Origin of the sequence: Priestia sp. TSO9, assembly GCF_021029645.1 — a bacterium.
Taxonomy (GTDB): Bacteria; Bacillota; Bacilli; order Bacillales; family Bacillaceae_H; genus Priestia; species Priestia megaterium_E.
Genome location: NZ_JAJEKD010000013.1, coordinates 250,453 through 277,316, shown reverse-complemented (window position 1 = coordinate 277,316; position 26,864 = coordinate 250,453). Strand labels below are relative to the sequence as shown.

General features: G+C 38.2%; 19 protein-coding genes and 1 pseudogene. 3 read left to right on the top strand and 17 right to left on the bottom strand.

The features are described from left to right. Nucleotides 1-70: 70 nt before the first annotated feature. A complete protein-coding gene (locus LJC66_RS09635) occupies nucleotides 71-1,990 on the bottom strand; it encodes a sigma-54-dependent Fis family transcriptional regulator (RefSeq protein WP_098525186.1) in 1,920 nt (639 codons plus the stop codon). Between the two features lie 214 nt (nucleotides 1,991-2,204). On the opposite strand from LJC66_RS09635, the gene garD reads away from it, so the two are divergent. Continuing rightward, complete coding sequence (gene garD, locus LJC66_RS09630; RefSeq protein WP_230932426.1) at nucleotides 2,205-3,740, top strand: galactarate dehydratase; 1,536 nt, start codon at nucleotides 2,205-2,207, stop codon at nucleotides 3,738-3,740. 59 nt (nucleotides 3,741-3,799) lie between these two features. Here the strand turns inward: garD and LJC66_RS09625 are convergent, their stop codons facing one another. The 12 genes and pseudogenes from LJC66_RS09625 to LJC66_RS09570 all read right to left on the bottom strand — a co-directional run bounded on the left by LJC66_RS09625 (nucleotide 3,800) and on the right by LJC66_RS09570 (nucleotide 19,112). Beyond that, nucleotides 3,800-4,834 carry a DUF3231 family protein gene (locus LJC66_RS09625; protein ID WP_025751963.1) on the bottom strand — a complete coding sequence of 345 codons (1,035 nt, stop codon included), beginning with the start codon at nucleotides 4,832-4,834 and terminating at the stop codon, nucleotides 3,800-3,802. A gap of 121 nt (nucleotides 4,835-4,955) precedes the next feature. Next, nucleotides 4,956-6,079 (bottom strand): annotated as a pseudogene (locus LJC66_RS09620) (Ger(x)C family spore germination protein). Nucleotides 6,080-6,114: 35 nt separating this feature from the next. Continuing rightward, nucleotides 6,115-7,638 (bottom strand): spore germination protein, encoded by a 1,524-nt coding sequence (locus LJC66_RS09615; RefSeq protein ID WP_050690070.1) that lies wholly within the window; start codon nucleotides 7,636-7,638, stop codon nucleotides 6,115-6,117. Beyond that, complete coding sequence (locus LJC66_RS09610; protein ID WP_230932425.1) at nucleotides 7,625-8,722, bottom strand: endospore germination permease; 1,098 nt, start codon at nucleotides 8,720-8,722, stop codon at nucleotides 7,625-7,627. The genes LJC66_RS09615 and LJC66_RS09610 overlap by 14 nt, the downstream gene beginning before the upstream one ends. 156 nt (nucleotides 8,723-8,878) lie before the next feature. After that, complete coding sequence (locus LJC66_RS09605; RefSeq protein ID WP_230932424.1) at nucleotides 8,879-9,451, bottom strand: HTH-type transcriptional regulator Hpr; 573 nt, start codon at nucleotides 9,449-9,451, stop codon at nucleotides 8,879-8,881. A 231-nt stretch (nucleotides 9,452-9,682) separates the two neighbouring features. Then, entirely contained in the window at nucleotides 9,683-10,897 is a 1,215-nt protein-coding gene (locus LJC66_RS09600) for a cystathionine gamma-synthase family protein (protein ID WP_230932423.1), read from the bottom strand. Between the two features lie 273 nt (nucleotides 10,898-11,170). Continuing rightward, on the bottom strand, nucleotides 11,171-12,220 hold the full coding sequence (locus tag LJC66_RS09595; protein ID WP_230932422.1) for a 2,3-butanediol dehydrogenase: 1,050 nt from the start codon (nucleotides 12,218-12,220) through the stop codon (nucleotides 11,171-11,173). Between the two features lie 54 nt (nucleotides 12,221-12,274). Continuing rightward, a complete protein-coding gene (locus tag LJC66_RS09590; RefSeq protein WP_230932421.1) occupies nucleotides 12,275-14,152 on the bottom strand; it encodes a sigma-54-dependent Fis family transcriptional regulator in 1,878 nt (625 codons plus the stop codon). 264 nt (nucleotides 14,153-14,416) lie between these two features. Continuing rightward, on the bottom strand, nucleotides 14,417-15,796 hold the full coding sequence (gene lpdA, locus LJC66_RS09585) for a dihydrolipoyl dehydrogenase (RefSeq protein ID WP_230932420.1): 1,380 nt from the start codon (nucleotides 15,794-15,796) through the stop codon (nucleotides 14,417-14,419). 15 nt (nucleotides 15,797-15,811) lie between these two features. Further along, nucleotides 15,812-17,041, bottom strand: coding sequence for a dihydrolipoamide acetyltransferase family protein (locus LJC66_RS09580; RefSeq protein ID WP_230932419.1), 1,230 nt, complete (start codon nucleotides 17,039-17,041; stop codon nucleotides 15,812-15,814). Nucleotides 17,042-17,066: 25 nt separating this feature from the next. Then, a complete protein-coding gene (locus LJC66_RS09575) occupies nucleotides 17,067-18,101 on the bottom strand; it encodes an alpha-ketoacid dehydrogenase subunit beta (protein WP_230932418.1) in 1,035 nt (344 codons plus the stop codon). Nucleotides 18,102-18,119: 18 nt separating this feature from the next. Then, the gene (locus LJC66_RS09570; protein ID WP_372586373.1) at nucleotides 18,120-19,112 is read right to left on the bottom strand and encodes a thiamine pyrophosphate-dependent dehydrogenase E1 component subunit alpha; all 993 of its coding nucleotides are present in this window, start codon (nucleotides 19,110-19,112) and stop codon (nucleotides 18,120-18,122) included. A 474-nt stretch (nucleotides 19,113-19,586) separates the two neighbouring features. Here LJC66_RS09570 and LJC66_RS09565 point away from each other — a divergent pair, with 474 nt between their 5' ends. Further along, nucleotides 19,587-20,921 (top strand): ArsB/NhaD family transporter, encoded by a 1,335-nt coding sequence (locus LJC66_RS09565; protein WP_014460545.1) that lies wholly within the window; start codon nucleotides 19,587-19,589, stop codon nucleotides 20,919-20,921. A gap of 79 nt (nucleotides 20,922-21,000) precedes the next feature. Here LJC66_RS09565 and LJC66_RS09560 read toward each other — a convergent pair whose 3' ends face one another. The 3 genes from LJC66_RS09560 to LJC66_RS09550 form a co-directional block, all read right to left on the bottom strand. Continuing rightward, entirely contained in the window at nucleotides 21,001-22,377 is a 1,377-nt protein-coding gene (locus LJC66_RS09560) for an NCS2 family permease (RefSeq protein ID WP_230932417.1), read from the bottom strand. A gap of 255 nt (nucleotides 22,378-22,632) precedes the next feature. Continuing rightward, nucleotides 22,633-22,959, bottom strand: coding sequence for a Na-translocating system protein MpsC family protein (locus LJC66_RS09555; protein WP_013056580.1), 327 nt, complete (start codon nucleotides 22,957-22,959; stop codon nucleotides 22,633-22,635). 37 nt (nucleotides 22,960-22,996) lie between these two features. Then, nucleotides 22,997-24,433, bottom strand: coding sequence for an NAD(P)-binding domain-containing protein (locus LJC66_RS09550; RefSeq protein WP_195694492.1), 1,437 nt, complete (start codon nucleotides 24,431-24,433; stop codon nucleotides 22,997-22,999). Nucleotides 24,434-24,825: 392 nt separating this feature from the next. On the opposite strand from LJC66_RS09550, the gene LJC66_RS09545 reads away from it, so the two are divergent. Next, complete coding sequence (locus LJC66_RS09545; RefSeq protein WP_195694493.1) at nucleotides 24,826-25,728, top strand: COX15/CtaA family protein; 903 nt, start codon at nucleotides 24,826-24,828, stop codon at nucleotides 25,726-25,728. 61 nt (nucleotides 25,729-25,789) lie between these two features. Here the strand turns inward: LJC66_RS09545 and LJC66_RS09540 are convergent, their stop codons facing one another. Then, the gene (locus LJC66_RS09540) at nucleotides 25,790-26,674 is read right to left on the bottom strand and encodes an SDR family oxidoreductase (protein ID WP_230932416.1); all 885 of its coding nucleotides are present in this window, start codon (nucleotides 26,672-26,674) and stop codon (nucleotides 25,790-25,792) included. Nucleotides 26,675-26,864: the final 190 nt, after the last annotated feature.

Below are 26,864 nucleotides of genomic sequence, written 5' to 3'. Positions count from 1 at the left end.
TTAAGTTATTAAATAAAGAATTTTAAAATAGAAACAAAACACACCTCTAACAAAGAGGTGTGTTTTGTTTCTATTTATACGCTTTTTTTATTTCAATTTCATAGTTTCTCAACTTACGGTAAAGTGTACTTCGATCAATTCCCAACAATTTAGCTGCTTGAGATATATTGGAATGGGTTTCCCTTAGAGTAAGCAAAATTTGCTCTTTTTCAGATTGAAGATGATTGTTAGTTTCCGCTTCTTCACCGATGTAATTTGTTTCAAAAACATTTTCATTTAGCTGCTCTTTCATATCCTGAGCCGAAACTACATTATTTTTACTGATCACTACTAATCTTTCAATAAAATGCATTAATTCTCTTACATTTCCTTTCCATTCATAGGTAGTTAATTGTGAATAAGCTTTTTCTGTAATTTCTATATTTTTCTTTTTATAGAGATTAGTGTAATAGACTAAAAAATGCTGAGCAAGATAACGAATATCATTTTTTCTTTTACGGAGCGGTGGAATATTTATAGTTAAGACCTTAAGCCTATAGAGTAAATCCTCTCGAAATTCGCCTTTTTCTACGACTTTTAATAAATTTTTGTTCGTTGCTGCAATAACTCTTACATCTACAGGAATATATTTATTATCACCTAAGCGCATAACCTGTTTTTCTTGTAAAACTCTAAGTAAGCGCGATTGTCCATATGTATCCATCTCAGAGATTTCATCCAGAAAAATCGTTCCTCGATGCGCCATTTCAAACAAACCTTGCTTTCCTTTTCTGGTCGCCCCAGTAAAGGCCCCTTCTACATATCCAAATAACTCACTTTCCAGTAAATTAGGCGGAATGGCGGCACAATTAACAGCAACAAAAGGACCGTTTTTCCGCAAACTTTCTGCATGAATACTCTGAGCAAATAACTCTTTCCCAGTGCCAGACTCCCCATAAATTAGAACGGTTGCATCTACCGAAGACACTGTCTGTCCAATCCGTTTGGCTTCACAAATATGCTTAGAATGTCCTAAAATATCAGAAAATGTGTAGCGTGTCTCGAACTTTCTTGACAGTACTTCCCCTCTAATTTTAGCTTCCATTTCTTGAATACTTGTAATATCTTGAAAAGTTATCATTGCTCCAATAATGTCTTTCTCCACTTTAATTGGAGCAATATTAAATATTAAACTTTTATTTTTGATTTTTTTGATTATACCTAGATGCTCTTCTCCTTCAAAACAATTTTTAATAGGCAAAAAAGGCATAGCAGCATCGATCTGCTTTCCTAGCACTTCTTGCCTTTTTAATTCTAGTAAATGCTCAGCAGCATGATTAAATACTTCTACTTTTTTATTTCTATTAATACTAATAATTCCTTGTATAGAATAATCAATAAGGGCTTTAACTGTTTGGGAACGCTCTTTTTCAATTTTTCTTCCTAAAGAAATCTTTTTAGCTTCTAAAAATGCTGTTCTAACAGCGGAGTTTCCAGATTCAATAGGAATTGCCTTAAAGCCTTTCCTAAGCGATAAAGTAGTTGTTTTCATTCCGCCAATAACAATATCTGTTTCTACTGAAGAAAGTTGCTCAATACAAGTTGGAATATCTTCAACTGAATTAAGAGGATAAATAGAAAGGTTGATACCCAAAATATCTGCTAAAATTTCCACATCATTTTTCATATTCTGAAACGCGAGCATGGCCACTTTAGGATTCTCTAAGCCTGTTGCCTTCTTGCTTTTATAAAAGGCTTGAGCTAAATCTTGTCCTGTAATTGGAATTTCAACTAGAGGAATTCTGCTTACAGAATCAGTAATTAACCTTGCAGTCCCTCCTCTGCAAACGATAACATCACAACTGGATTCTAATTTATTGGCGAGTTTTACGGCGCGACTTAACCTTGCAAGATAGATTTCAACCTCTCCTTGTAATCCTAACTCTTGAATTACTCTTCTCCCTTGTAAAAACAGTTGTTTATCTGGAGCAATAAAAGCAATTTTTGACATATTCGTTCCCTCCTTATTAGTTAGAATATTCTAGTTATTATAACGCATTGACACAACAATTGTTGCTTTATGTACAACAATTGTTGTATATTTCATCACTTTTATTCGATATAAAGGCTTTTTTTACCCGTTAAAGCACTTGGCATGCTTATTGCAATAAATAAAGATGAACATGTTTAGAAAGAAATTAAAAGCGATTAAGGAGAGATGAATCATGTCTTTGCAAATCAATCAAACGGAAAAACCCCTTTATATCAAAGTAAATGAAAACGATAATGTTGCTACTATTGTAAACTCAAAAGGATTGCCGAAAGGAACTGTGTTTCCATCTGGGTTAGAGTTAAAAGAATATATCCCTCAAGGGCATAAAGTTTCATTAAGAAACTTTGAGAAAGATGACAAAATTATTCGCTATGGAGAAATTATCGGAACTGCTTCCTCACCAATTTCTCAGGGAACTTGGGTAAAAGAATCATATGTTACCCTGCCTGATCCTCCTATTTTAGAAAAGTTGCCTTTGGAAACTAAAGTTTTTGCCCATTTACCTCCTTTAGAAGGTTACACATTTGAAGGCTATAAAAATACAAATGGAAGTGTTGGAACAAAAAATATACTTGGGATTGCGACAAGTGTTCAATGTGTAGCAGGAGTACTTGATTATGCGGTTAAAAAAATCAAAACAGAGCTTCTTCCTTCTTATCCAAATGTAGATGATGTAGTAGCTTTAACTCATAATTATGGCTGCGGAGTTGCCATTAATGCACCGGATGCCGTCATTCCGATTCGTACATTACAAAATCTTTCTACCCATCCAAATTTCGGGGGTGAAGTTTTAGTAGTTGGCTTAGGGTGTGAAAAGCTTCTTCCTGAACGTTTGATTCCCCAGGAGGATTCAGGAAATATAACACGTTTGCAGGACCAGACCGGCTTTAAGCAAATGGTTGCTACAATCATAGAGATGGCAGAGGAAAAATTAATTAAGCTAAATAATAGGACGCGCGTAACCTGCCCCCTATCTGATTTAACGGTAGGTTTACAATGTGGAGGAAGCGATGCCTTTTCCGGTGTTACTGCCAATCCAGCAGTTGGATATGCGGCAGATTTACTAGTAAGAGCAGGCGCTACTGTTTTATTTTCTGAAGTTACTGAAGTTCGAGATGCTATTCATTTGTTAACACCACGAACAATTAATGAAGAAGTCGGTCAATCTCTAATTAATGAAATGAAGTGGTATGATCAATATTTAAAAAGAGGCGAAGCTGATAGAAGTGCAAATCCTTCACCTGGAAATAAAAAAGGCGGACTTGTAAACGTAGTAGAAAAAGCACTTGGCTCTATAGCTAAAGCAGGAACAACTCCAATCGTCGAAGTTTTATCGCCTGGAGAAAAACCGACTAAAAAAGGCTTAATCTATGCAGCAACTCCGGCGAGTGATTTTGTATGCGGAACATTACAGTTAGCTTCTGGGATGAACATGCATATTTTCACAACAGGGAGAGGAACTCCATATGGCCTGGCAATGGCACCTGTTCTTAAAGTATCTACTAGAAGTTCATTAACTGAGCAATGGGATGATTTAATAGATTTAGATGCAGGAAGAATAGCACAAGGAGAGGCAACCATTGAGGAGGTGGGTTGGGAACTTTTTCACTTAATTATAGAAATAGCAAGCGGCCATAAGAAAACGTGGAGTGATTATTGGGGGCTGCATAATGATTTATGTCTTTTTAACCCTGCTCCTTTAACTTAACAACATAACGAGAACCTGTTTCTAAACTGGTTCTCGTTGTTTTATGACGCGTTGAGTAACTAGTTGGAGTTTAAATGATCTCTGTCTACCGCTTCAGGCGGTGTTTCCATCCAGCCGTTTTCCATCATAATAGCTGCAGCATCATATACAAACCTTGAGATATTTGTCATTGATTTTCCATATAACAGCGCCAAATCATGCCTTCCATTGACGGCTACTGAATTTCCAAAAGCTCTCATTTTCATTGAGAACATATCCATTTTGTGAAACAGCATCAATTTATCCGAAAATGGTGAAAAAGTAGAAGTAGTGACTAAATGATCAAGAAAAGATGGCGCTGGTAAATTAGCTCGGTGAAGCTTTTCGATATAGCGTTCTACCGCTTTATTTGTCAGATCTTCACCTTTTACAAATAATGCGCGGATTTTTTCACTTTTAGCAACTTGACTAAATGCCAAAATTAAGGCTTTGCTTGTCACATTATTCTCGATGTTATCATACAAATGAGCAATTTCTAATGCATGCAAAGGTCGAACATCTCCTATAAACCCGCTTAAATAATGAGTATTAGCGATGTTCACTTTTTCTGGTGCGGGAATAATTGGCGGCTTAATAATAAATCCTTTATCCATTAAGATTGCCTTTATTTGCTCCATAAGTTCCATTGTAGCTTTCATACAATACGTTAAAAATGTTTTTACATCTTCTCTATACATTAGGGGCAGTGCGATACTGTAAATGCTTAGTCCCGCTTTAGCAGCATATTTTAAATAATGCACGTAAAATTCATCTTCAAACAGCTTTGGAGCGCCTAGGTTCACGTCTTCTTGCGTAAATCCATATGGAATTGGCACATTCTCTTTTGTGAAAATGTCTTTTACGGTACTTTGAAATTCTTCCGTTAGGCCTTTTGCATGTTGTAACAGCTTTTTTATATCGGGATCTTCAACGTGTTCAAGAAAATAACTTAAAATATACGAAGACATGCTGTTGCCCATATAGGTTGCCCAAAGTTTACCCATTTCGGGGGCTGTTAATTTCTCTTTCACGCTTGTTTTTTTTGAACCTATTTTAATTGGTTTGATTGTTTCCATCTATAATCTCCTAATTCGATTTGTTCTTAGGTTGGTCTTTTCTATTTTATCTATTCCTCCACTTTTGTCCTTTGTTTAACGAGTTAACATTATCAGGTGAGATATGCAGGTTTTCAGTATTTTAATCTAAAGTCGCACCTATTCTCTGTTTGTTTCCGTGCTTAACCTGTACGTTGACCTTCACATTTATTGAGTCTTGTGTTAAAGGAATTGCCCCGTTGCTTTGAACAGCTTTCCATTTACGCAGTTCTTTTTTGTAAAGAACATGAGAAAGCCTGTAAACATCGCTGTTTATACTTAAGCCTCGCTCATACGTTTCAATAATTTGTTTCTTAATTTTCTGTTCAGCTTCTTTTTTATAGTTGATAGTTTTTCGTCCTGCGGCATAACTAAAATCGTTGCTTTTGCCCGAACTTTTATATTAAATGTTAGATTACTACCTTTTATAACAGGTTCAATTTTTACTTTTTTCTTGTCTACCACAAGATCAATATCGGAATGATCAGGCAGCCTTACCCGTAAACCAGCTCGTACAAATTCATCCGTTATCCATCTAAGCCCTTTGATTTTATTCTCAGAAAAAACTCCTTTTAATTCAGATGATGTAATAGCCACTGCTCCGTTTACCTGAATAGCTGTTTCTCTTTTTTGATCCGTTGTTAAATGTTCTTTAGTCTCAACTAAAGGAATGTTTACTTCATGACTTGGTTCGTTAAGATGGATAATGAGCTCTCTTAAATCGATGGGTGGAATAAATGAGTTTTGCTTAAAAATCACTTTAGGATCGCTCAAGCGTGAAAGAGCGTTAGATACTTCGAACATAGGGGTAGCTAACAACGTTTTTTTCAAAGGGCTTTTTGTAGCATACATCCAGATGTTGTATCTCGTTTCCCGATAACGATCTAAAAAATCCACCGCAGATTTGACAGCGCCATGCTTTAACGCATCGTCTGTTAAAACAAGGAAAGCTAAGTGCCCAAAAAAGATTCTGCGCTGAGAAATTTGATAATACCTAAAAATAGCTTCATCAATGGTTTTTCCTGTTGCATAGCCAACTTCTACTTTGACTTGACCAGCGCCAGCACCGCTTGCCTCGGATTTTGCCAGTAAACTTAAATTGATTGTCTGCAGGTAGAGAACGTAACGATTATCTTTAAAATCTACCCCCATTCCCTGTGCGTATACCATTTGTTCCGGTTCATTCGTATCCCAGCACCCCGAAAGAAACAATAAAAAAGAGCTCATAACAAATATAAGTAAGTTCCTTATGGTTCTTTTCACTAACTTCCTCCTTCTTCGCGGGTGGAATCGCTTGGGTTAAGCATACTAGCTCTTGTAGCTTTTTTACTTTCGGGCAGGCGGAAGAGAGATTTTAAAATGTTTTTCGCGTCTAACCGGGTTGCTAATTCGAAATATGGCACACCAAACGTCCGAATGTTTGTAATATAAATCATGACTAAAAAGATGGAAATAAAAAAGCCAAAAAAACCTAAAATGCTGACACAGATAATACTAAAAAAGCGGATCAGTGAAATGGTTCCTATAAGGGACTGATTTGCTAGCGTAAAGGTAGCAATCGTAGAGCCTGCAATAACAACAAGCATGGCAGGACTTGTTAAACCAGCTCTAATGGCTGCATCACCGATAATAAGCCCTCCGATTACACTGAGAGTCTGCCCGACAGAAGTCGGGAGTCTAAACCCTGCCTCTCGAAACAATTCAAATAAAAGAAGCATTAATATTGCCTCAAGAGAGGTAGGAAACGGGACACCTCTTCTTGCTTCAACAACCGTAGCTAATAGGCTGAGCGGAAGCTGATTTTGATGAAAAGCCGTCATTGCCACCCAAAAACCGGGCAAAAAAGCAGCGATAGAAAGCCCGAAGATTCGAAGAACACGCTCAAAAGAGCTGTATAAATATGTATTTTCTTTATCCTCAGATCCCTTTAATAAGTAAAAAAGGTTAATGGGTGTAACATACGCATATGAAGTTCCATCAATTAATATAATGAACCGGCCATTTAACAGAGATTGAACCGCAAAATCAGGTCTCCCTGTATAAGCGTGGCGAGGAAAAAAACTATACGGATTTTTATTAATGAGCTCTTCTAGCTGTGTTCCGCTGAAAATACCGTCTATATTGATATTCCCTAACTTCTTCATAATTTCGTCAAGTATCTTCTTGTCAGCTACGTCTTCCATGTATAAAATGCTTACTTTTGTTTTTGTTCGTTTTCCAATCTCTAAAGATTTTGTTAACAAGGAAACCGATTTAAGACGCTTACGAATTAAAGCAATATTGACAGGTAAGTCTTCAATAAAATTATCTCTAGGACCCAATATGGTTACTTCATTTTTCGTTTCTTCTGGGCTTCTTTGAGGACGGTCCGAAATATCGATAGACACAACAGATTGTGGTGATCCAAAATCAATGAATAATTTCCCAGAAAAAATTTCTGAAACTGCCTGTTCTTCATCTTGAACGATAGAAACTGAGGGAAGATTTAATAATTTTATGATCTTGTCTCCTTCTACTTCCCCCTCTAGCTTAGCGCAGCATTCCTCTAATTTTTTAGGAATCATTTCATAGAGCATTTCCGTACTAACTAGACCGGTACAATAAATCATAAGCACTCGTTTGTTATAAAAATAAACGGTCTCAAAGTTAATATCGCTGCATTTTCCAAATAAATCTCTTAACGTACATTCATTGATTATCTGAGTACGAGAAGAGCTTTCTTTTAAAAGGCTTTCCGTCTCTTGTTTTTTAGAGCTGTCTCCTTTTTTCTTCTTAAAAAATTCCACTCTTATCCCTCCTTGTTTTATGAGAAAATAGAAAGACTATGACTACTAAGAAAAGAGAGAAAGCAACAAATAACCAGAAAGTAGCCGGTATGATTGTAAAAAATAAAAGATTTGAAAAAGCAAAGTCCGTTATAGGAGCCAGCGTACATACAGTGATAACCACTAAAACGAGTAAAAGAAACCTTTTTTGGCCTTTTTGAAACGGAACTAATTCTTTTATAATAAAAAGAAAGGTCGAAATGCGGATAAAGGTACCCGACAACCACTGATAAATAGATAGAAAGTCAATATGCTCTATAAACTTTCCAAGTGATGCAATTCCCCATTCTTCATAGGGAGGGAAACGTTGCTTAGAGGCTTCTACAGGGCCAAATTCAGTAATTGCTCCAATGAGAGGCCCAATCGTAAGGCCTGTTAAGAGAATTGCAGCCACCGCTAAATGCTTATAGCGTATAGGCTGCGGTACTTTGTGCTGCAAAAAAAGCAGCAGCAGCAGCTCTACCATCCCCGATCCTTGAAATACAATACTTTTAATAACAGGAAAATAGCCATTTTCTAAAACTGGCTGCAATAAAGAATAATCTTTAAATTGAAAGTTTGTAAAAGAAACAAAGAAACCTAATAGTACAATAAAAAATAAAAGAAATACGTTTACAATGCTAATCGTTCTAATACTCGTAGCGGCAAGTAAGCAACAGGTAAAACCAAATAGTAAAACGAGGATAATTAAAGGTGTTCGCTGAAGAAAAATAATATTAATCCACGTAATTGTCTCTCGTAAAGTGACGATCTCCATAATGGTCAAATAAGCAATTGTAAAAAAAATAACGACATTGGTAAATGACTTATTCATATGTTTTTTCATCCATTGAAAAAGATGTTCGCCTTTTGTTTTTTTATTTACATATACGAGTAAAGGAACCCATATGAGCGTTAAAAGACAAGTAAGAAGAACGGTAATCCAAGCATCTCGTCCTGCCGTTTTAATTAATGGAGATATGAGCATCACATGAGTTTTTAAGCCAATAAACGTCATTGAAAGAAGGATCAATTGAAAAACAGAAATTGAGTCTGACTTATTCATGGTAATCACTCCGTCTCTTCAGAAAAATTACTACTGGTAGCTTATCCTAAATTTCTCATAATATAATAGAGAATCATTATTCCAAAAATAAAAAAGAGCTGTTTTATACGTCGTATTTCTCACGTATAAAACAGCTCCGCCTGTTATTCACTGCGTTCAATTACTAGTTAGCTGGACTTCTTTCTTATCTTCATTTTCTTCTATTCCCTCTTCTTCTATATTCACAAAAGGTTGGTCAGCAACGGTCACTAGCTCGCCGCCGCAAACGTGGCGAACAACGGTTACGAGCTCTGGAAAATCGGGAAATTTGCCGTATAACGTTTTTAAAGGAAGTGCGCCTTTGCACACCTTACTGTTATGTGGTTCATACCCTTTGAGCGTATCAAGTAATAATTGTTCTCCGCTTTCAGTTAATTTGATGTAGGTGTTTCTTTTATCATTTTCTCTTTTGGACAAATGCAGATATCCTTGATTTTCTAATTTTTTCGAAAAATTAAACGCTGTAGAGATATGCATAGCTCCTAAATGAGCTAACTCTGACATCGAGATTTCTCCCGTGCTGCTAGCCAAACATAAAATATGATGCTCATTTACATTTAGACCATAAGGTTTCACCCATTGCTCCCAGTCATCTTCTGCAGCTCTCCAGATGGCTTTACTTACCTGCATTAATTTGAATCCAAACAATGATGCATCTTTTATTGTGTATTCACTTTCTTGTTTCGACATACTATCATTCCTTATTTGTAGGCTATTGTAAGTTAGTTTATTTTTAAAGCGTGTAAAAACATTTTATTTCATCTAATTTATCAGCATACCTACAAAATCAGACGAAAAAATACACGTGCAGTTTAATTTATCAGCTTTATTCCACAACATCTCTGCAATTTTGAAGAAATGTCTACCAGCTAAAAAGAGTTGCTTATCTTATTTTTATTTAAAAAAGTAATACATGTCTTTTTAATTACTAATAGATGATGCGGATTCTAAGTGAGCAAATGCTTGCTCTAAGTCTGCAATTAAATCTTCCGTATCTTCAATTCCTACAGATATGCGAACCAGTCCTTCGGATATTCCAAGAGCTTTACGTTCTTCAAGCGTACATTCTACGTGACTAGTCGTTCTTGCCGGGCCGTAAATCGTTTCAACCGCTCCTAAATTGCCGGCTTTATTTGCATACGTTAACTTTGGCAGCAAAATTTTAATAGCTTCCATTTCTCCTTTTAAAACAAAGCTTAATATTCCGCCAAAGCCTTTCATTTGTTTTTTGACAATATGATGATGAGGGTGTGTTTCCAATCCAGGATAATAGACGGCTTCAACAGCTTCTTTCTTTTGAAGAAATTTAGCAATTTCCAAAGCGCTTCGTTCTTGTTGACGTATACGTAATTTTAACGTTTTCATTCCTCTTAAAATAAGATACGCTGACATGGGATCCATGGTCGCGCCATTGATCTCACGGTAGTGATACACCTGCTGCATTAATTCTTTAGAGCCGCATACTGCCCCTCCTAAGGCATCCGCATGTCCGCTTAAAAATTTTGTTGCGCTGTGAATGACAAGATCTACCCCTAATTGAAGAGGGTTTTGATTAATGGGTGTCGCAAACGTATTATCAATAATGACGACTGCCCCTACTGCTTTTCCTGCTTTTGCTATTCTTTCAATATCAATAATCTTCATCGTAGGATTTGTAGGTGATTCTAAATATAGCACTTTACATCCTTTATTTACTTCCGCTTCAATTTCTTCATGATTTCCCGTATTGCATAAGGTTACATCAACTCCGATGTTAGGAAGGAACTCGGTGAAGATTTTATTTGTTCCTCCATATGTATCTTTTACAGATACGACGCGGTCTCCCGGTTTTAAAAACGTGTATAATGTGCTGCTAATAGCCGCCATGCCGGAGGAAAATGCGACCGCTTCTTCTGCTTCTTCAAGTATCCTTACTTTTTCTTCAAAAGCTTTAACCGTAGGATTACTCATGCGATTATACGTATATCCTGGTTTGTTTCCTAACGCAACTTCTTGCCATTCGTCTACATCATCATAATTGTAAGCTACGCTGAAGACGACAGGAACTTGGGTGGCATTGTAAGCAAGCGATTCTTTTTCTCCTGCCCATACCGCTTTTGTTCCGTCTTGTACATTTCTAAACTGTTTGTCTGTCATTCACTCATCACCTCTGATTTTATTAATTAGATTATATATTGTATACAATATACTGTATATAGTACAGAATAATCTGATAATAAAACAGCCATATTTACCTTATTACATTTAAAGAGGTTGAGATATAACGAAATAAATCCAATCAACTGCTAGAAGTACTTAAACAATCGAACCTACGATTAACATAACAAAAAAATGAACCGCTAATCAAAAATCTTGATCAATGGTTCATTTTTTACTTCATCTAAAATACTTTTGTCCCAGCCTCTTTTTTTATTCGGCTTTCACTAAAATTTTCACCTGTTCTTTTTCTTTTAACAATGTCTCAAAACCTTCTTCAATCACCTGTTCTAGTTTAATACGTTTTGTCACCAATTTATCAGCAGAAAAATAGCCTTTTGCCATTAAACTAATAACCGCTGGAAATACATCGCGGTAGCCAATAATACCTGTTACTGTACGCTCTTGTAAAACGATTGTTTGGGGATGAATGGACGCTTCTTTTTCAAATATACTAACAATCATTGTCTCTCCGCCACTTTTGGTAGAATTAATGGCTTGAGTTAAAACTAAGGGAACACTTGTCACTTCATAGGAAACCTCTACACCTCCGCCTGTGCGCTTATGTACTTCTGCTACGGGGTCGTATTCTTGCGGGTTAATGGCAATCGCCCCAAGTTCTTCAGCTTTCTGTCTGCGCTGTTCCGATAGTTCAATCGCATAAATTTCAGATGCACCCGATGCTTTCAACGCTTCAATAACTAACAAACCGATTGGCCCCGTCCCAAATACAGCGGCTTTATCTCCTACCTTTAGTTTGCTTTGACGCACAGCATGAAGAGCCACAGCTGAAGGCTCTACGAGAGCTCCTTGCTCGTAAGACACCGTTTCCGGTATTTTATGAATCATCTCTACGGGTACAGAGGCATACTCAGAAAAACCTCCGCCCCCTCCTGCAAGACCATAAAACCCCATTTTATTACAAAGATTATACTTTCCTTGTTTACAGCCTTCACACTCTCCGCATGCATAGATAGGTTCTACCACTACTCTGTCTCCGACTTTTACATTGGTAATACATTCTCCGATTTCTACAACTTGTCCAGAAAATTCATGACCCAGCACAACCGGTGCTTTATCTTTGCTTAATGGATGAGGTTCTTCTGTAGGAATAAAAATGGGTCCTGCCGTGTACTCATGCAAATCACTTCCGCAAATTCCACACCATTCTACTTTAATTTTCACTTTCCCTTGAGAGACGGTAGGTTCTGAAATATGTTCTAACCTTACATCTTTAACGCCATGCCATCTTAATGCTTTCATTCTACTCAGCTCCTATCCTTATTTAAAAATTTAAAACAGCTACAAACTTTAAGCTTACAAATTGAATTTTTTTAATCTGTTGTAAAATGTACTTCTTGGTATATCCAACAGCTTAGCGGCAAGTGACACATTTCCCTGCGTTTTACGTAAAGCATCCATCATTAAGTCTTTTTGAACTTTTTCACGAAATGTGAGTGCGGGTAAGGACGTAAAATCATTTTCTTCTATTTCTTGTGAAGTATCAAAGTGGGAGATGCTTTTCTGACTGCCAAGATTTAAAGAACTTAAATAATTCAATACCTTCTCTTTTTCTACTTCCGTGTTTAGTGAGATTTTCAAGCGTTCAAGTACATTAAATAATTCTCGAATATTGCCGGGCCACTGGTAATCTATTAATTTATCCACTAATTCTTTAGGGAAATTCATATTCCAATCATTTTTTTGACAAAAGTAGCGCATCAGATGTGGAATATCTTCTTTCCTTTCTCGCAAAGGCGGAACATGCACGGGATACACGTGAAGCCGGTAATATAAATCTTCTCGAAACTTCCCTTCACTGACAAGCTGACGAAGATCTCGATGAGTAGCGGTAATAATCCGGATGTCTACCGGAATTTCCTGATTGCTTCCAACAGGCGTTATCTTGCGCTCTTGCAGTACTCTTAGTAAAGAAACCTGCATAGAATGAGGAAGCTCACCTATTTCATCAAGAAAAATCGTACCGTGATTAGCCTGCTCAAACTTTCCTTGATATCCTTGACGCCGTGCTCCTGTAAATGCTCCTTCTGCATAGCCAAATAATTCACTTTCCATAAGTTCCTTCGGAATGGCACCACAATTAAGAGCAATAAAAGGCCCGTTTTTACGCGAGCTGTTTTCATGAATCGTTCTCGCCACTACTTCTTTTCCAGTGCCTGTTTCCCCTAAAATATAGACCGTTGTATCCGTAGGAGCCGCATGCTTTATTTCTTCTAGTGTTTGCTGAAAGGAACGGCTTATGCCCGCTTCTCCTTTAAAAGAAAATGATTGAGCAGGGATCTGTGTAGCTGTTTGGTTATGGTGCGCTTCTTCTGATAGATAAATAATCTTTCCAATAGAATGACCGTGTCTTTTTGAAATTACAGGCACTTCCATCACTATACGAAATCCCTGTTGTACAATCGTATTTAACTGCAGGCCTGACCATTTTGGTATACATTCTCGTACGGTTTTGCTTGCTCCCACAATCACTTCTTTGTAATTGCAAAGCAGCAAGAGCTGCTTGCTATCGACGAAATTCATAGAAGCATGAACCAACTCAATTTCGTCTTTGTGCATTCGAATGCTTAACTCCCGTTCAATTGTATATGCAATGGACGTAACCATTCCAAGTGTATAAGGGTGAGCTCTGTTTACAGGACAAGAAATATTAATAATCCCAATTAAATTTCCGTCGTCATTTCGAACAGGCGCTGCCGAACAGCTCCATTGATGCGAAGCAATTGAATAATGTTCTGTACCCGTTATCATAATGGGCTCTTCCGTTTGCAGAGCCGTACCGATTGCATTTGTGCCTACTTCTTTTTCTGTCCAACAGGCACCTTCCACAAAATTAATTTTCCTTGCTTCATTCAGTGTAAGTCTATTTCCTGTAATAGATAAAATATAGCCTTCTGGGTCAATTAATAAAGCAACCATTCCTAAGTCCGCCGCTGATTGTCTGATTCTTTCTAAATGCGGCAAAGCCGTCTCAAGAAATAAAGAGTTCATTTGTTTTCGAGAATGAAAAGCTTCGGTTTTTAAAATCGATCTGCCTTTATCTAGGTAAGGATTAACATCTGCGCTTTTACAGCGGTGCCACGATTTCACAATGATGTCGTTTAACCTTGAAGATTCAAGTGCTCCTTCGTTTACAAAACGTTTCCATGTGTTTAAAGAAAGTGTGGATTCCATTTCTTACCTCTCCCCTATAAACTTAATTGAATATAGTAAATCAAGGCTTGTTACTATTATTATAAACCACAAAGAAAACGTTATCATTACTAAAGAGAGATTCTTAAACTTACGTTATGTAAAAAGTATAGAAAAACTAGACGAGGATGCAGGAAAACTCCTATCGCTCTTGCATGATTCCTTCATCCTCTAGTTTATCTTTTTAAGCCCTTCATTTTTACTTTTCATTCTTAAAGGGCTTAATCACTTAGGGTATTTGTATAGTTAAGAGTGAACGGCCTGCCCCGCTGACTGCAAAAGAGCTTCGTGAATGGCTTCAGATAACGTAGGATGGGCAGCGATAAAGTCTTCCATTATATCTGTAGTCAACTCTCCGTGCATCATAATGGTTCCTTGGCCAATTAATTCTGTAGCATGTGAACCTACAATGGAAAGCCCAATAATTTCATTAAACTGCGGTTCTACGATTACCTTCACTTTTCCAACGGACTCATTGGCAATCATTGCTTTACCATTTGCCGTAAACGAGAATTCTCCGATGCGAATATCGCCGTATTCGCTTCGAGCCTGCTTTTCTGTCATACCGACACTTGCAATTTCAGGGTGAGTATAAATGCAGCGGGGCACAGCTCGATAATTTACGCTCTTATCTTTTCCACATGCGTGTAAACCGGCAACTGTGCCTTCATGAAAGGCGACATGAGCAAGCTGAATTCCGCCAACTACATCTCCACAAGCATAGATGTTAGGTATATTCGTTTGCATATGCTCATTAACATCAATTCCTTGTTTTGAAAAATGTACGCCAACCTGTTCTAAACCTAAACCTAGCACTCTAGGTTTTCTTCCAATTGAAATTAATGCATACTCAGCCTGCAGTTCATGCAGCTCTTCTTTATGTTTAAATAGAGCTGTTTTATCTTTTGGCTGCATTTCTGTTAGCGAAGAGGATGTATAAATTGTCACGCCTTTTTTCTCTAATTCTTCCTGTAACGTAAATGCGATGTCGGCATCTTCACCAGGAAGCAGCTGGTCTGCCGCTTCCACAATTGTTACTTTTGTTCCCATTTGGCTGTAAATGCTTGCAAATTCACATCCAATTACACCCCCTCCTACTATTAAAAGAGATGAAGGGATAGCAGGCAGCGACATTGCTTGTTTACTGTGAATGATCCACTTTCCATCAAAAGGAGCAAATGGCAGGCTAGCAGGTTCTGAACCCGCAGCAATAATAAACTGTTCAGCCTCTATCTCTTCTACGTGATTTTCGTTTCGCACGGATAGACAATGATTTGTCAAAAAAGAAGCTTCTCCTTTTATGACTTTAATACTGTTCTTTTTCATCAAATAGCCAATTCCCCTGACCAAGTTTTTTACAATGGCTGTTTTATGATGCTGAACGCCATCCCAGTTAATTTTCACTCGTTCTAAAGGAAGAGTGATCCCTAATTGCTCAGCTTTCTTAATTTTCTCATAGGCTTCCGCGCTTGCTAATAGCGACTTTGTTGGCATACAGCCCTCATTTAAACAGGTTCCACCTAAATCTTTTTGTTCGATTAACGTAACTTGTTTTCCTTGCCGGGCGGCAGTGATTGCCGCCACATATCCTGCTGGACCGCCGCCAATGACAACTAAAGGTTTCACGGAATGCACCCCTTTCTATAAGAGTAGTAAAATAGGCTGTTCTAAGTATTGTTTAATGGTTCCAAGGAAATTAGCTGCAGGTGCTCCGTCCAGTACGCGATGATCAAACGTCAGGCTTAAAGGCAGCAAGTTTCTTTTTTGTAATTCGTCTCCTTTATACATCGGTACATCTTCAGTAGCTCCAACACCAAGAATTCCTGTTTCAGGCGGGTTTAATACAGGTGTAAAATACTCTACTCCGTAAGCACCGAGATTAGTAATAGTGAATGTAGAACCTTGCATTCTATCAGTGCTCAGCTGACCTTGCCGAGCATCTGCTGCTCGGGTTTTGATCTCTGCAGCTAATTCAACTAACGACATCTTTTCAGCATGCTGCATAACTGGAACAACTAACCCATTTTCTAAAGCTACGGCCATTCCAAGATGAACATGGTTATAGAGTTGAATTTCGTTATCAATATAGGCACTGTTCATTTGTTTGTGTTCTTGAAGTGAAAGAACAACAGCGCGAGCAATAAAATCAGTTAGAGAGATTTTCACCTTATGGCGTTGTTGGATTACATCTTTGATTTCTCTCTGAAAAGACAGCAAATCCGTCACGTCAGCTTTCATATTAATCGTTAATTGGGCACTGTTTAATAAACTATTATGCATTCGACTTGCAATGACTTTCCTCATGCCCGCTACGGGAAGCGTTTCTTTGTTTATAGCGGGGTTATCCCTTTCTACCGTTTGGGGACTCGCTTCTGAAGCTCTTTCCGCCAGCACTTTCTCTACATCTGCTTTGGTGATTCTTCCTTTTGGTCCTGTGCCTTGAATCGTTTCAACATTAAGGTTTTCAGATTCTGCTATTTTCCGTGCAATTGGCGAAATGCGCACAGTTTCTTTATTCTTTTTTGATGGAGCTGCGTTTGCTGGTGGCTCTTCTAAAGAGATAGCAGCCGCTACCTCGTTTTTAGGCGCTTGCAGCTCATTTGCTGAACGGTTCTGCTCATTGAGCTGCTCGTTTGGCTTTCCAACATAACAGATAATCGTTCCAGGAGGCACTCCTACATCTTCTTGTACAAGAATATCAAGAATCACACCGTCCTGCGGCGCTTCAATATCCATTTCGATTTTTTCAGAATTAATGCTTGCAATCATATCTCCTTTTGAAACGGAGTCTCCAACTTTTTTGTTCCACGTCGAAACGGTTCCTTCTTTCATTGCCATCCCTAGTTTTGGCATTACAACCTCTGCAGCCATTTGCTTCCTCCTCCTTTCTCTTTACTTACACGCTTAGAAGCGATTTATCTCCTAGCAACTCCGCTACAACTTCAATTACTTTTTGCGGTGTTGGCAGATAAATATCTTCTAACGGAGGTGAAAATGGCACAGGTGTATGCGGTGCTGTAATTCGTTTAATAGGTGCATCAAGCATGTCAAATCCTTTATCAGCAACTAGCGCAGCAATATCTGTTGCGATGCTGCATCTTGGATTGGCTTCGTCAATGACAATTAATCGATTCGTTTTTTCTACAGAAGAAAGAATGGTCTCTTCATCAAAAGGTGATAGACTTCGCGGATCGACTACTTCTACATCAATTCCCTTGTGAGACAATTGATCTGCTGCTGTAAGTGCAGTATTTACTTGTTTTCCAATGGCTACAATGGTTAAATCTGTTCCTTCGCGTTTCACGTCAGCTTTCCCTAGCGGAATTGTATAGTAGCCTTCAGGAACCTCTCCTTTCATGTTGTACAATGTTTTGTCTTCAAAAAAGATAACCGGATCATTGTCTTCAATAGCTGCTAACAATAACCCTTTTGCATCGTAAGGGTTAGAAGGTACGACTACTTTAATGCCAGGAATGCTAGTAAACAAGGCGTACAAGCTCTGAGAGTGCTGAGCTGCAGCCCTAAATCCAGCTCCATGGGTTGTCCGAATCGTGACGGGCACTTCAGCTTTTCCTCCGAACATGTATCTAAATTTCGCCCCTTGATTCAGCACTTGATCTAAACAGCAGCCAATAAAGTCATTAAACATTAATTCTGCAACCGGCCTTAACCCTGTAGCTGCCGCTCCCATTGCAGCTCCTATATAAGCTGCTTCTGAAATAGGCGTATCAAGAATTCGTTCACGTCCAAATTCTTGCACAAGCCCCTTTGTGACTCCAAGGACCCCGCCCCACGCCTCATCATCTTGCAGATGGTCAATTTCCGCTCCGCCAGCTACATCTTCTCCCAAAAGAATTACATTCTCATCTTTTCGCATCGCCAGTTTCATTGCTTCATTAATAGCTTCAGACATGCTTAATTTTCTAGTCATTTTCTTTTCCCCCTTTAATTAGTAAGATACATAAACATCCGTTAATAGTTCCGAAGCATCAGGATAATCGCTTGTTTCTGCTAGCTTAACTGCACGTTTTACTGCTTTTTCTACTTCACCTTCAATGTCTCTAAGCTCTTGTTCTGTTACTACTTGTTCTGAAAGCAAGTAATTTTCAAAAAGAGCGATCGCATCTTTTTCCTGGAGATGTTCTTTCTTTTCATTTCCTGATTTATACGTTTGTGCGTCACCTTCAAAATGTCCGTAATTTCGATACGTTACACATTCAATTAACGTTGGCCCTTCCCCTCTGCGGGCTCGTTGAATAGCTTCTGCAGCTGCTTCATAAACTGCCATCACGTCTTTTCCATCCACTCGTACCCCAGGAATGTTATAAGATACGGCACGGTCTGCAATCGCACTGCAGCTCGAAGCATAAGAAAATGGAGTTGCCTCTCCGTAGCCATTATTTTCAGCAACAAAAACAACCGGCAGTTTCCAAATGGCTGCTAAGTTAATTCCTTCATGAAACGTCCCTTCATTGCCCGCTCCGTCTCCAAAAAAGCAAACGCTTACATCTTTTGTCTTTTTATACTTAGCAGTTAAAGCAGAACCGCATGCAAGCGGGAAGCCTCCTCCTACAATGCCATTTGCTCCTAAAATTCCTTTATCTAAATCTGCGATATGCATAGATCCGCCTTTTCCTTTGCCTAACCCGGTTACCTTTCCAAAAAGCTCAGCCATCATTCCATCTAAATCGCCGCCTTTCGCAATACAATGACCGTGTCCGCGATGAGTGCTCGTAATACTGTCACTGTCATTAAGATGAGCGCACATTCCAACCGCTACCGCTTCTTCACCTGCATACAGATGAACAAAACCAGGCAGTACACCTTTTGCAAAAATTTGATGTACTTCATCTTCAAATTTTCGAATTTCTACCATTTTCTGATACATCCAGCTGGCTTTTTCTTTCGTAAGCTTTTCTGTTTTGTTTTGAGCAGTTTTCATTATGGTAAGCCTCCTCATTTGATTATCAAACTTCACTTAACTACTATTGCAAGTACCGTGCCAATAGTAAAATCGCTTTATACTAGCAATCTATTGTTGGATTTGGCCTCATAAAGTTAGACAAAGTTGGACGCTGTTCCAACTTTGTCTAACTTTGTCCAATCTTAGGGAAACCAATTATGTAAACTGAATTTAAGGTGCATAATAAGTGTGCAGGAGGAAAATCGCATTGAATAATCAATAAGAAAGCTTTTATATAAATATGATATAATGCTGAAGGAATCGTCTTCATTTTGAGGGATACTAAAGCTTTTAAAGGAGGTTGGTTAAAGCAAAACGGGCTTTATAGAAGTTTTACCGTAAAGTTGGATGTAAATTAAACGATGAAAGATGAGGTGAAAACCTGGAAAACATCCAAAGTTTTTGTCATCTACACTTCGTGATGTCTAGATGACATATCGCCAGGTTACTGTTATGCACAATGCAATTCAACACATTACAAGTTTTCATGTATACGCAGCCATTATTATATTTATCATTACATATTTTTTGATTATGACCGAAAAGATCAATCGCGCTTCGGCAGCTCTTTTAGGCGCTATATTGATGATTTTGTTAGGTATTGTTGACTTTAATAAGGCCATTATGGAACACATTCAGTGGGAAACGATTGTCCTTCTTATGGGTATGATGATTTTAGTCGGCATTACAAACAAAACAGGCGTGTTTCAATACGCAGCCATCAAGTCTGCTAAAATCGCTAAAGGTGACCCTGTTCGAATTCTAGTTATTTTATCAATCTTAACAGGCGTCGGATCAGCATTTTTAGACAATGTGACAACCGTGTTATTAATTGTTCCCGTTACATTTTCCATCACTACTATTTTGAATATTAATCCTTTTCCATTTCTTATATCAGAAGTGCTGTTTTCAAATATTGGAGGAACGGCAACTTTAATAGGCGACCCGCCTAATATCATGATTGGGGCAGCGAATCCTCATCTTGATTTTAACGCTTTTTTATTAAATTTAGCTCCTGCAGTACTAATTATCGGTGTTGTTACACTAGGAATTCTTGTTCTTATTTATCGTAAAAAATTAAAAGTAGAAGATAGTAAAAAACAAGAGCTAATGAGTTTAAATGAAAAAGATTATATTCAAGATTCCGCTTTAATGAAAAAATCGTTAACGGTATTAGTATTAACGATTCTAGGTTTTACCCTGCACTCGGTTTTACATATCGATGCGGCTATGGTAGCCATTACGGGTGCAGCTGTATTATTGGTAATTGGATTACGAACCCATGATGAAGTAGAAAGTGCGTTTGATTCTGTTGAATGGACAACCATTATTTTCTTTGCTGGTTTATTTATTCTTGTCGGAGGATTAATCGATGTAGGCATTATTAAAAAGCTGGCTGCCGGCGCGTTGAACGTTACAGACGGCAATATCGCACTGTCAGCCTATCTCATTTTGTGGATTAGCGGAATTGCCTCAGCTGTTATTGACAACATTCCTTTTGTTGCTACAATGATTCCGCTTATTCAAGATATGGCTCATGGAATGGGAATGAGTCCTGATTCTGCTCAAATCAGTGTACTATGGTGGTCACTGGCTCTAGGAGCATGTTTGGGAGGAAATGGTACGTTAATTGGAGCGTCTGCCAATGTAATTGTAGCTGGCATGGCTGTAAAAAAAGGACATAAATTTTCGTTTATGGATTTTTTGAAAATTGGAGCTCCAATCACGCTCGTATCTCTTTTAATTTCAACGTTATATATCTTCCTTCGCTATCTTTTATTTCTGTAAGGGAAGAAAAATTAAAATCTACGCGAACAGTAAAAAAGACTTCTCAGCTGAGAAGTCTTTTTTACTGTAAATACATGCCTCAAGCAGCCCAGACGAAGTTGATAATAAAAGCAGCGCTAATGATGTACATAATCCAGTGAATTTCCTTTGCCCTGCCGGCTAATAATTTAACGAATGTATAAGATAAAAACCCTAGCGCTAAGCCTTCGCCGATACTAAACGTTAACGGCATCAAAATAATGGTACAAAAAGCAGGCACAGCATCTGTTATCTCGTCTAAAGGGATGTTTTTGATTTCCGTTAACATGAGAGCTCCAACCATAATTAAAATAGACGCTGTAGCAAAAGCAGGAATAATGCTAATTAATGGCGTAAATAAAAGACTCACTAAAAACAACATGGCAACGACCAGTGCTTTAAGGCCTGTTTTGCCTCCTTCTGCAATTCCCGCAGCATTTTCTACATACGCGTTCATTGCGGTAGATCCCATAGCAGCACTGGCTACTGTCGCAAGAGAATCTGCCATGAGCGCTTTATCTAACCCTTTAATTTCTCCTTTTTCATCCATTAATCCAGCTTTTTTAGATAATCCAATCATCGATCCTAAATTATCAAATAGCTCCACAAGTGTAAATGAAAAAATAATAGAAAAAAGACCGTAATGAAGAGCTGATTTAATATCCATTTGTAAAAAAGTTTCTGACATGCTCGGCATTGAAAATGACACAACGCTGCTAATGCTTTTAGGTGCTTCTACTATGCCCAGCACCATCCCGCCAATTGATACTAGCAAAATGCTAATCAGGGCAGCTCCTTTAATTTTTCGAGCAGTTAATACAGTTACCGCGATAAAACCTAATAAAGCAAGTAATGGACCCGGTTTTGTAAGCTGACCAAGGGCTACTAAATTTTCTTTGTTGCTTACAATAATTCCTGCTTGCTTAAAACCGATAAAAGCAATAAATAGACCGATTCCCACAGAAATAGCACTTTTTAAAATAGCGGGTATCCCTTCAATAATCTTCTTGCGTAAGCCCGTTATGGTTAAAATAAAAAATACAACGCCTGAAATAAATACGGCTCCTAAACCTGTTTGCCACGTTAGCCCTTCACCCAATACCACTGTATACGTAAAAAAAGCGTTCAGCCCCATTCCTGGTGCTACTGCAATAGGCATGTTCGCCCATAATGCAAACAAAAGAGTAGCAAAGACAGTGGCAAAAATCGTCGCTGCAATTGCCGCTTCTTTTGGAATGCCTGCATCTGCTAAAATCGTCGGATTAACAAAGATAATATAGCTCATCGTCACAAAAGTAGTAATTCCAGCAAGAATTTCTGTTTTTACATCTGTTTTACGTTTGGTTAAATGAAACAGCTTATCCAACCATGAAGGGTTAGGTGCTGATTTTTTTATTAGTTCCATATGCTGAGCTTCAACTTTTTCATTCATCGCCACTTACTTTTCACTCCTTTAATTTTCGATTCATCTTCTTTTCACTCGCTTTTACAGCTCCTCTATAAAACAGTGTGTTTTTAAGCATTTCCCCTCTCTTTTTTATGAAAATATCTATAAAAAAAGCCGTGAAAACAGAAGGAAATCCTTCTATCTTCACGGCTCTTTGCTTCTGTAAACAGAAGATAAGCATCCGTTTTTTACGTGTTTTGCACAACAAACGATTTCATCGAACGTTTTGCCATTTATATAGAGAAGTTATTTAAAGCAAATAACCGTACAAGAATTCTCTGTAACAGGATCATAGTCTCTAAATAAAGAAGTGACCTGGATATCAAATAAAAGCTCCACTTTTTGCTTTAGCATTTTTTTATATTTAGTCGACAAAGCGGCATCAAGAGACATCACTAATTCTCTATATTCTTCACTAAGTGCTTCTAATGCCGGCATTCTTTTTGATTGAGCTAGTATAAGAATTTTATTATCAATAATATCTATTTTTTGAGTATTCACGCCTACATTAAAAATTTCTTGGCTAATTTGAGTATACAAAGTAGCTATCTTCTTTTTAGAGATCGGCTCCATATGCTTCACCTTTTTCATTGTTAAAAATGTAGTTTTATTATATTGTTTTCACTTGATTATTGTCCTTTGACCAACTGCCGACAAATTCAGGCTCATCATAGTCAAAGAAATTAGTTAAATTCTCATGGCGATTATCAATAAAAAGCTGATTGGCGACTTCTGAGACGAGCTTTGGTATCGCATATTTTAGCCCTGAAAGAGCGGATGCAGAAATTCCACAGCTAATTAAAGCGGAATAATTAAAAGCAAAAAGGCCATATACCATTTTTTGACCTTCCCTATTACGACTTAAAAAAGCAAAGCCGTTACTAAGGTAAGGATGGGCATCCAATACTGGGTTGGCGATTTCATGCGGTGCTTTGTAATGATCGTTCCAGCGGGCGATGTGTTTTTCAACAAGTTGCAATTCTGGACGCAGAGCCGGATCTGTTAGAAGTCCGGTGCTAATAATTAAATAGTCAAACGTAAACGTTCCCTGAGGAGTGGTTACAACTGCTTTGTCGTGTTTTTCCTCGACGTCGAGCCATGGGGCATGTACGTGCAAATGAAAACCTGGCCATGAGGAAGCGCGTCCAAATGTATCATTCGTAGGCGGCTGATTGTATTCGAAAAAATGAGCCATCACTTCATATTTTTCAGCATCTGACAGAGCATGGAAACGTTCAATCATTCCTGAATCTTCCATTTGTCTAATTGGATTAATACGGGGAAGTTCTTTTCGGCGAACAAATACATGAGCTTCAGCAACCCCTTCGGAAAGCGCATAGTTGGCGTTATCAAAAGCGGAAGCTCCTCCTCCTAAAACAGCTACTTTTTTGTTCTTCAACGTAGTAAAATCAATGGTTTTTGAAGTGTGAGAATAAAGATGAGGCGGCAATTTTTCAGAAATCATAGGCGGAACATGCCATTCTCCTCCTCCTTGAATTCCTGTAGCTAGTATAACTTTACGTGCCATCAGTGTAGGACACACGGCTCCATTCCCTTGAATATGCAAGCGATGGATACCTGTTTCTGCAGGCTCAATTAACGTTAATTTTATTTCATTTGCCACAGGAAGGTTAAGAATGTTCCGGTACCAGCGCAAATAATTCATCCAGTCTCCTCTTGGGATTTTGTCAAGAGCTTCCCAGCCTTCTGAGCCGAATTGTGCTTCCCACCACGCTTGAAACGTCAGTGAAGGAATTCCTAGATCGACAGACGTTAAGTTTTTGGGTGTTCTTAGCGTAATCATTCGTGCATATGTTTCCCATGGACCTTCTGAACCCGAACGGTTTTCGTCAATAACAAGAATATTCGACACGCGTTCTCGCAGTAAACCAAAGGCCGTTCCTAAACCGCTTTGACCTCCTCCAATAATGATTACATCGTATACGTGTCCGCTCTTAGGGGTAATTGGCTGTGCTTCTGTTGGTTTCCTGAAGGAAAGGTAAGACAGATCGGTTTCTACTCTTTTATTTAAAGCTTCTAAGCTCATCGTTATCTCTCCTTTCAACAAAGTTTCTTTCTAATAAAAAAGTTTATTTCACACCTTACATAAAATGATAGGTTTTATAACATTGTTTGATTTATATCTATATTATCACTTTTGGAATATGATTGTATCTCCATTCTCTCTAAAGTTTTTTTTGCAAATTGTATAAAATCACTAATATAATTTTTTTATATCTTATGTAGGGAACCATATTTACATCGTTTAAAAGGAAAAAACCATTATAAAGTTTAAGGAAGAAAGCTTTTCTGACATCAATTTTAAGGGAAACATGTGCGAGTTTGTGACAGTTATTTGTTAATTACGCTCTACTACTTGACTATCGTATTCATCAAATCTATAGTCATAATTAGTAACTCAGCAAAGGGAGTCAACGTATGAGAAATTTATTTAAAATAACAGCTATATTTACAACGATTGTTATGTTTATTTTGATGATTGCCGGCAGTCTGGTCACAACCACAGGATCTGGATTAGGATGCGGAAACGAGTGGCCGCTGTGCAACGGGCAGCTAATACCCGAATACGCGGTAGCAACAATGATTGAATATACGCATCGTCTAATTACCGCATTTGCCGGTCTTCTTGTTTTGGCATTTTCTATTTGGGCTTGGATTCGTTACCGCAGAAACCGTGAAGTGAAAATTTTAGCGATTATGAGTATTGCATTTATTGTTATCGAGTCATTGCTCGGGGCTTCTGCCGTTATCTGGCCTCAGTCAGCTGAAGCGCTAGCGCTTCATTTCGGTCTTTCGCTTATTGCGTTTACCGGTGTATTTTTACTTTCAATATTTGTTATTCAAAAGGACCGTTCGGATCATTTTATTAAAGGAGCGGTTACAGGCAAATTTAAATGGCTCGCATGGTTTACGCTTATATTTACCTACTGCGATATTTATTTAGGTGCATATGTGCGTCACAAAGGTGCAAGCTTAGCGTGTACAAGCTTTCCGGCTTGTTATGGCAACACTCTTATTCCAAAGCTATCAGGAACAACAGGCATTCACTTTGCTCACCGATTTGCTGCTCTTGTGCTGTTTGTTCTTATCATTTGGATTATGGTATCTGCTATCAAACAGTATAAAGAAACTCGCCGTGATATTTACTATGCGTCCATCATTGCAGTTGCTTTAACCATTGCTCAAATATTTAGCGGTATCTTTGTTGTCATGTCTCGTTTAAATGTCTTTGCTACACTGTCTCACTCGGCGTTTATTACAGCGTTATTCGCTACGCTTAGCTACATTTGTGTACAGACGTTAAAAGGTAAAAGACGATAAAACAGAAATAACTCTACAAAAAAGCCACTTGCAGTTTATAACTGCAAGTGGCTTTTTTAAGTTAAGCTAGTTCTATTCCGCCTGTAATTCCGTAAACTTGAGCTGTTACGTAGCTTGCATCTGTTGAAGCTAAAAATACGTATACATTCGCTAACTCTAACGGCTGACCAGCGCGCTGTAACGGTGTATCTTGTCCAAAGCCTGGAATAGCGTCGCTTGGCTGCCCTCCAGAAATTTGTAGCGGCGTCCAGATAGGTCCTGGAGCAACGGAGTTAACGCGAATACCTTTTGGAGCTAATTGCTTGGCTAGTCCGCGAGTGAATCCGTTAATGGCAAACTTTGTAGCTGCATAATCTAATAAATTAGGACTTGGGCTATAGCCTTGTACAGAACTTGTGGTAATAATAGAAGCACCTGCCGGTAAATAAGGCAGCGCTGCTTTTACGGTCCAATATAAAGAGAATACATTTACTTCAAAGGTTTTGCGCAGTTGGTCCGTTTCTAAATCAGCAAGATCTTCTACTGCCTGCTGTTTGCCAGCTACGAGCGCTAGAACATCTAAACCATCTAATTCTTTATAAGCTTTTTCTACTAGCTCCTTGCAAAAAGATTCTTCTCCTACATCACCAGGTATGAGCACGGCTTTTCTTCCTTCTGCTTCAATAAGCTTTTGTACTTCTTCTGCATCTGCTTGCTCTTGTGGCAAGTAATTAAGTGCAACGTCCGCTCCTTCTCTTGCGTAAGCGATCGCTGCTGCTCGGCCAATACCTGAATCTCCACCTGTCACAAGAGCTTTTCTGCCTTTTAATTTACCTGCACCTATGTAACTGTTCTCCCCGCAGTCTGGGATGACGTTCATTTCTTTTTGTACACCAGGCGGTTCTTGATACTGTTTTGGATAGTCTTCACGGAAATATTGAGTTAATGGATTATTTAACTTTGACATATTCGTCACTCCTTCATAAATCAACCTTAACCAACTAAGGAAAAGTTTTCTATATGCTTGTTCTTCCCGTCTTCTTCCTTAGTAAACATGTTTGATGTGCTCTATTAGCGCCTCGCTTTTCTTTCATTGCCTTTCCCCTTCAATCAACAGCTAGAAACAGCTGCATACGTGAAACCTACGTTTACCATCA

What these genes read in the sequence shown, in the direction of transcription:
- LJC66_RS09635 (WP_098525186.1), bottom strand. Translation starts at nt 1,990, where the DNA reads ATGTCAAAAATTGCTTTTATTGCTCCAGATAAACAACTGTTTTTACAA.
- garD (WP_230932426.1), top strand. Translation starts at nt 2,205, where the DNA reads ATGTCTTTGCAAATCAATCAAACGGAAAAACCCCTTTATATCAAAGTA.
- LJC66_RS09625 (WP_025751963.1), bottom strand. Translation starts at nt 4,834, where the DNA reads ATGGAAACAATCAAACCAATTAAAATAGGTTCAAAAAAAACAAGCGTG.
- LJC66_RS09610 (WP_230932425.1), bottom strand. Translation starts at nt 8,722, where the DNA reads ATGAATAAGTCAGACTCAATTTCTGTTTTTCAATTGATCCTTCTTTCA.
- LJC66_RS09605 (WP_230932424.1), bottom strand. Translation starts at nt 9,451, where the DNA reads ATGTCGAAACAAGAAAGTGAATACACAATAAAAGATGCATCATTGTTT.
- LJC66_RS09600 (WP_230932423.1), bottom strand. Translation starts at nt 10,897, where the DNA reads ATGACAGACAAACAGTTTAGAAATGTACAAGACGGAACAAAAGCGGTA.
- LJC66_RS09595 (WP_230932422.1), bottom strand. Translation starts at nt 12,220, where the DNA reads ATGAAAGCATTAAGATGGCATGGCGTTAAAGATGTAAGGTTAGAACAT.
- LJC66_RS09590 (WP_230932421.1), bottom strand. Translation starts at nt 14,152, where the DNA reads ATGGAATCCACACTTTCTTTAAACACATGGAAACGTTTTGTAAACGAA.
- LJC66_RS09580 (WP_230932419.1), bottom strand. Translation starts at nt 17,041, where the DNA reads ATGGCTGCAGAGGTTGTAATGCCAAAACTAGGGATGGCAATGAAAGAA.
- LJC66_RS09575 (WP_230932418.1), bottom strand. Translation starts at nt 18,101, where the DNA reads ATGACTAGAAAATTAAGCATGTCTGAAGCTATTAATGAAGCAATGAAA.
- LJC66_RS09570 (WP_372586373.1), bottom strand. Translation starts at nt 19,112, where the DNA reads ATGAAAACTGCTCAAAACAAAACAGAAAAGCTTACGAAAGAAAAAGCC.
- LJC66_RS09565 (WP_014460545.1), top strand. Translation starts at nt 19,587, where the DNA reads ATGCACAATGCAATTCAACACATTACAAGTTTTCATGTATACGCAGCC.
- LJC66_RS09555 (WP_013056580.1), bottom strand. Translation starts at nt 22,959, where the DNA reads ATGGAGCCGATCTCTAAAAAGAAGATAGCTACTTTGTATACTCAAATT.
- LJC66_RS09550 (WP_195694492.1), bottom strand. Translation starts at nt 24,433, where the DNA reads ATGAGCTTAGAAGCTTTAAATAAAAGAGTAGAAACCGATCTGTCTTAC.
- LJC66_RS09545 (WP_195694493.1), top strand. Translation starts at nt 24,826, where the DNA reads ATGAGAAATTTATTTAAAATAACAGCTATATTTACAACGATTGTTATG.
- LJC66_RS09540 (WP_230932416.1), bottom strand. Translation starts at nt 26,674, where the DNA reads ATGTCAAAGTTAAATAATCCATTAACTCAATATTTCCGTGAAGACTAT.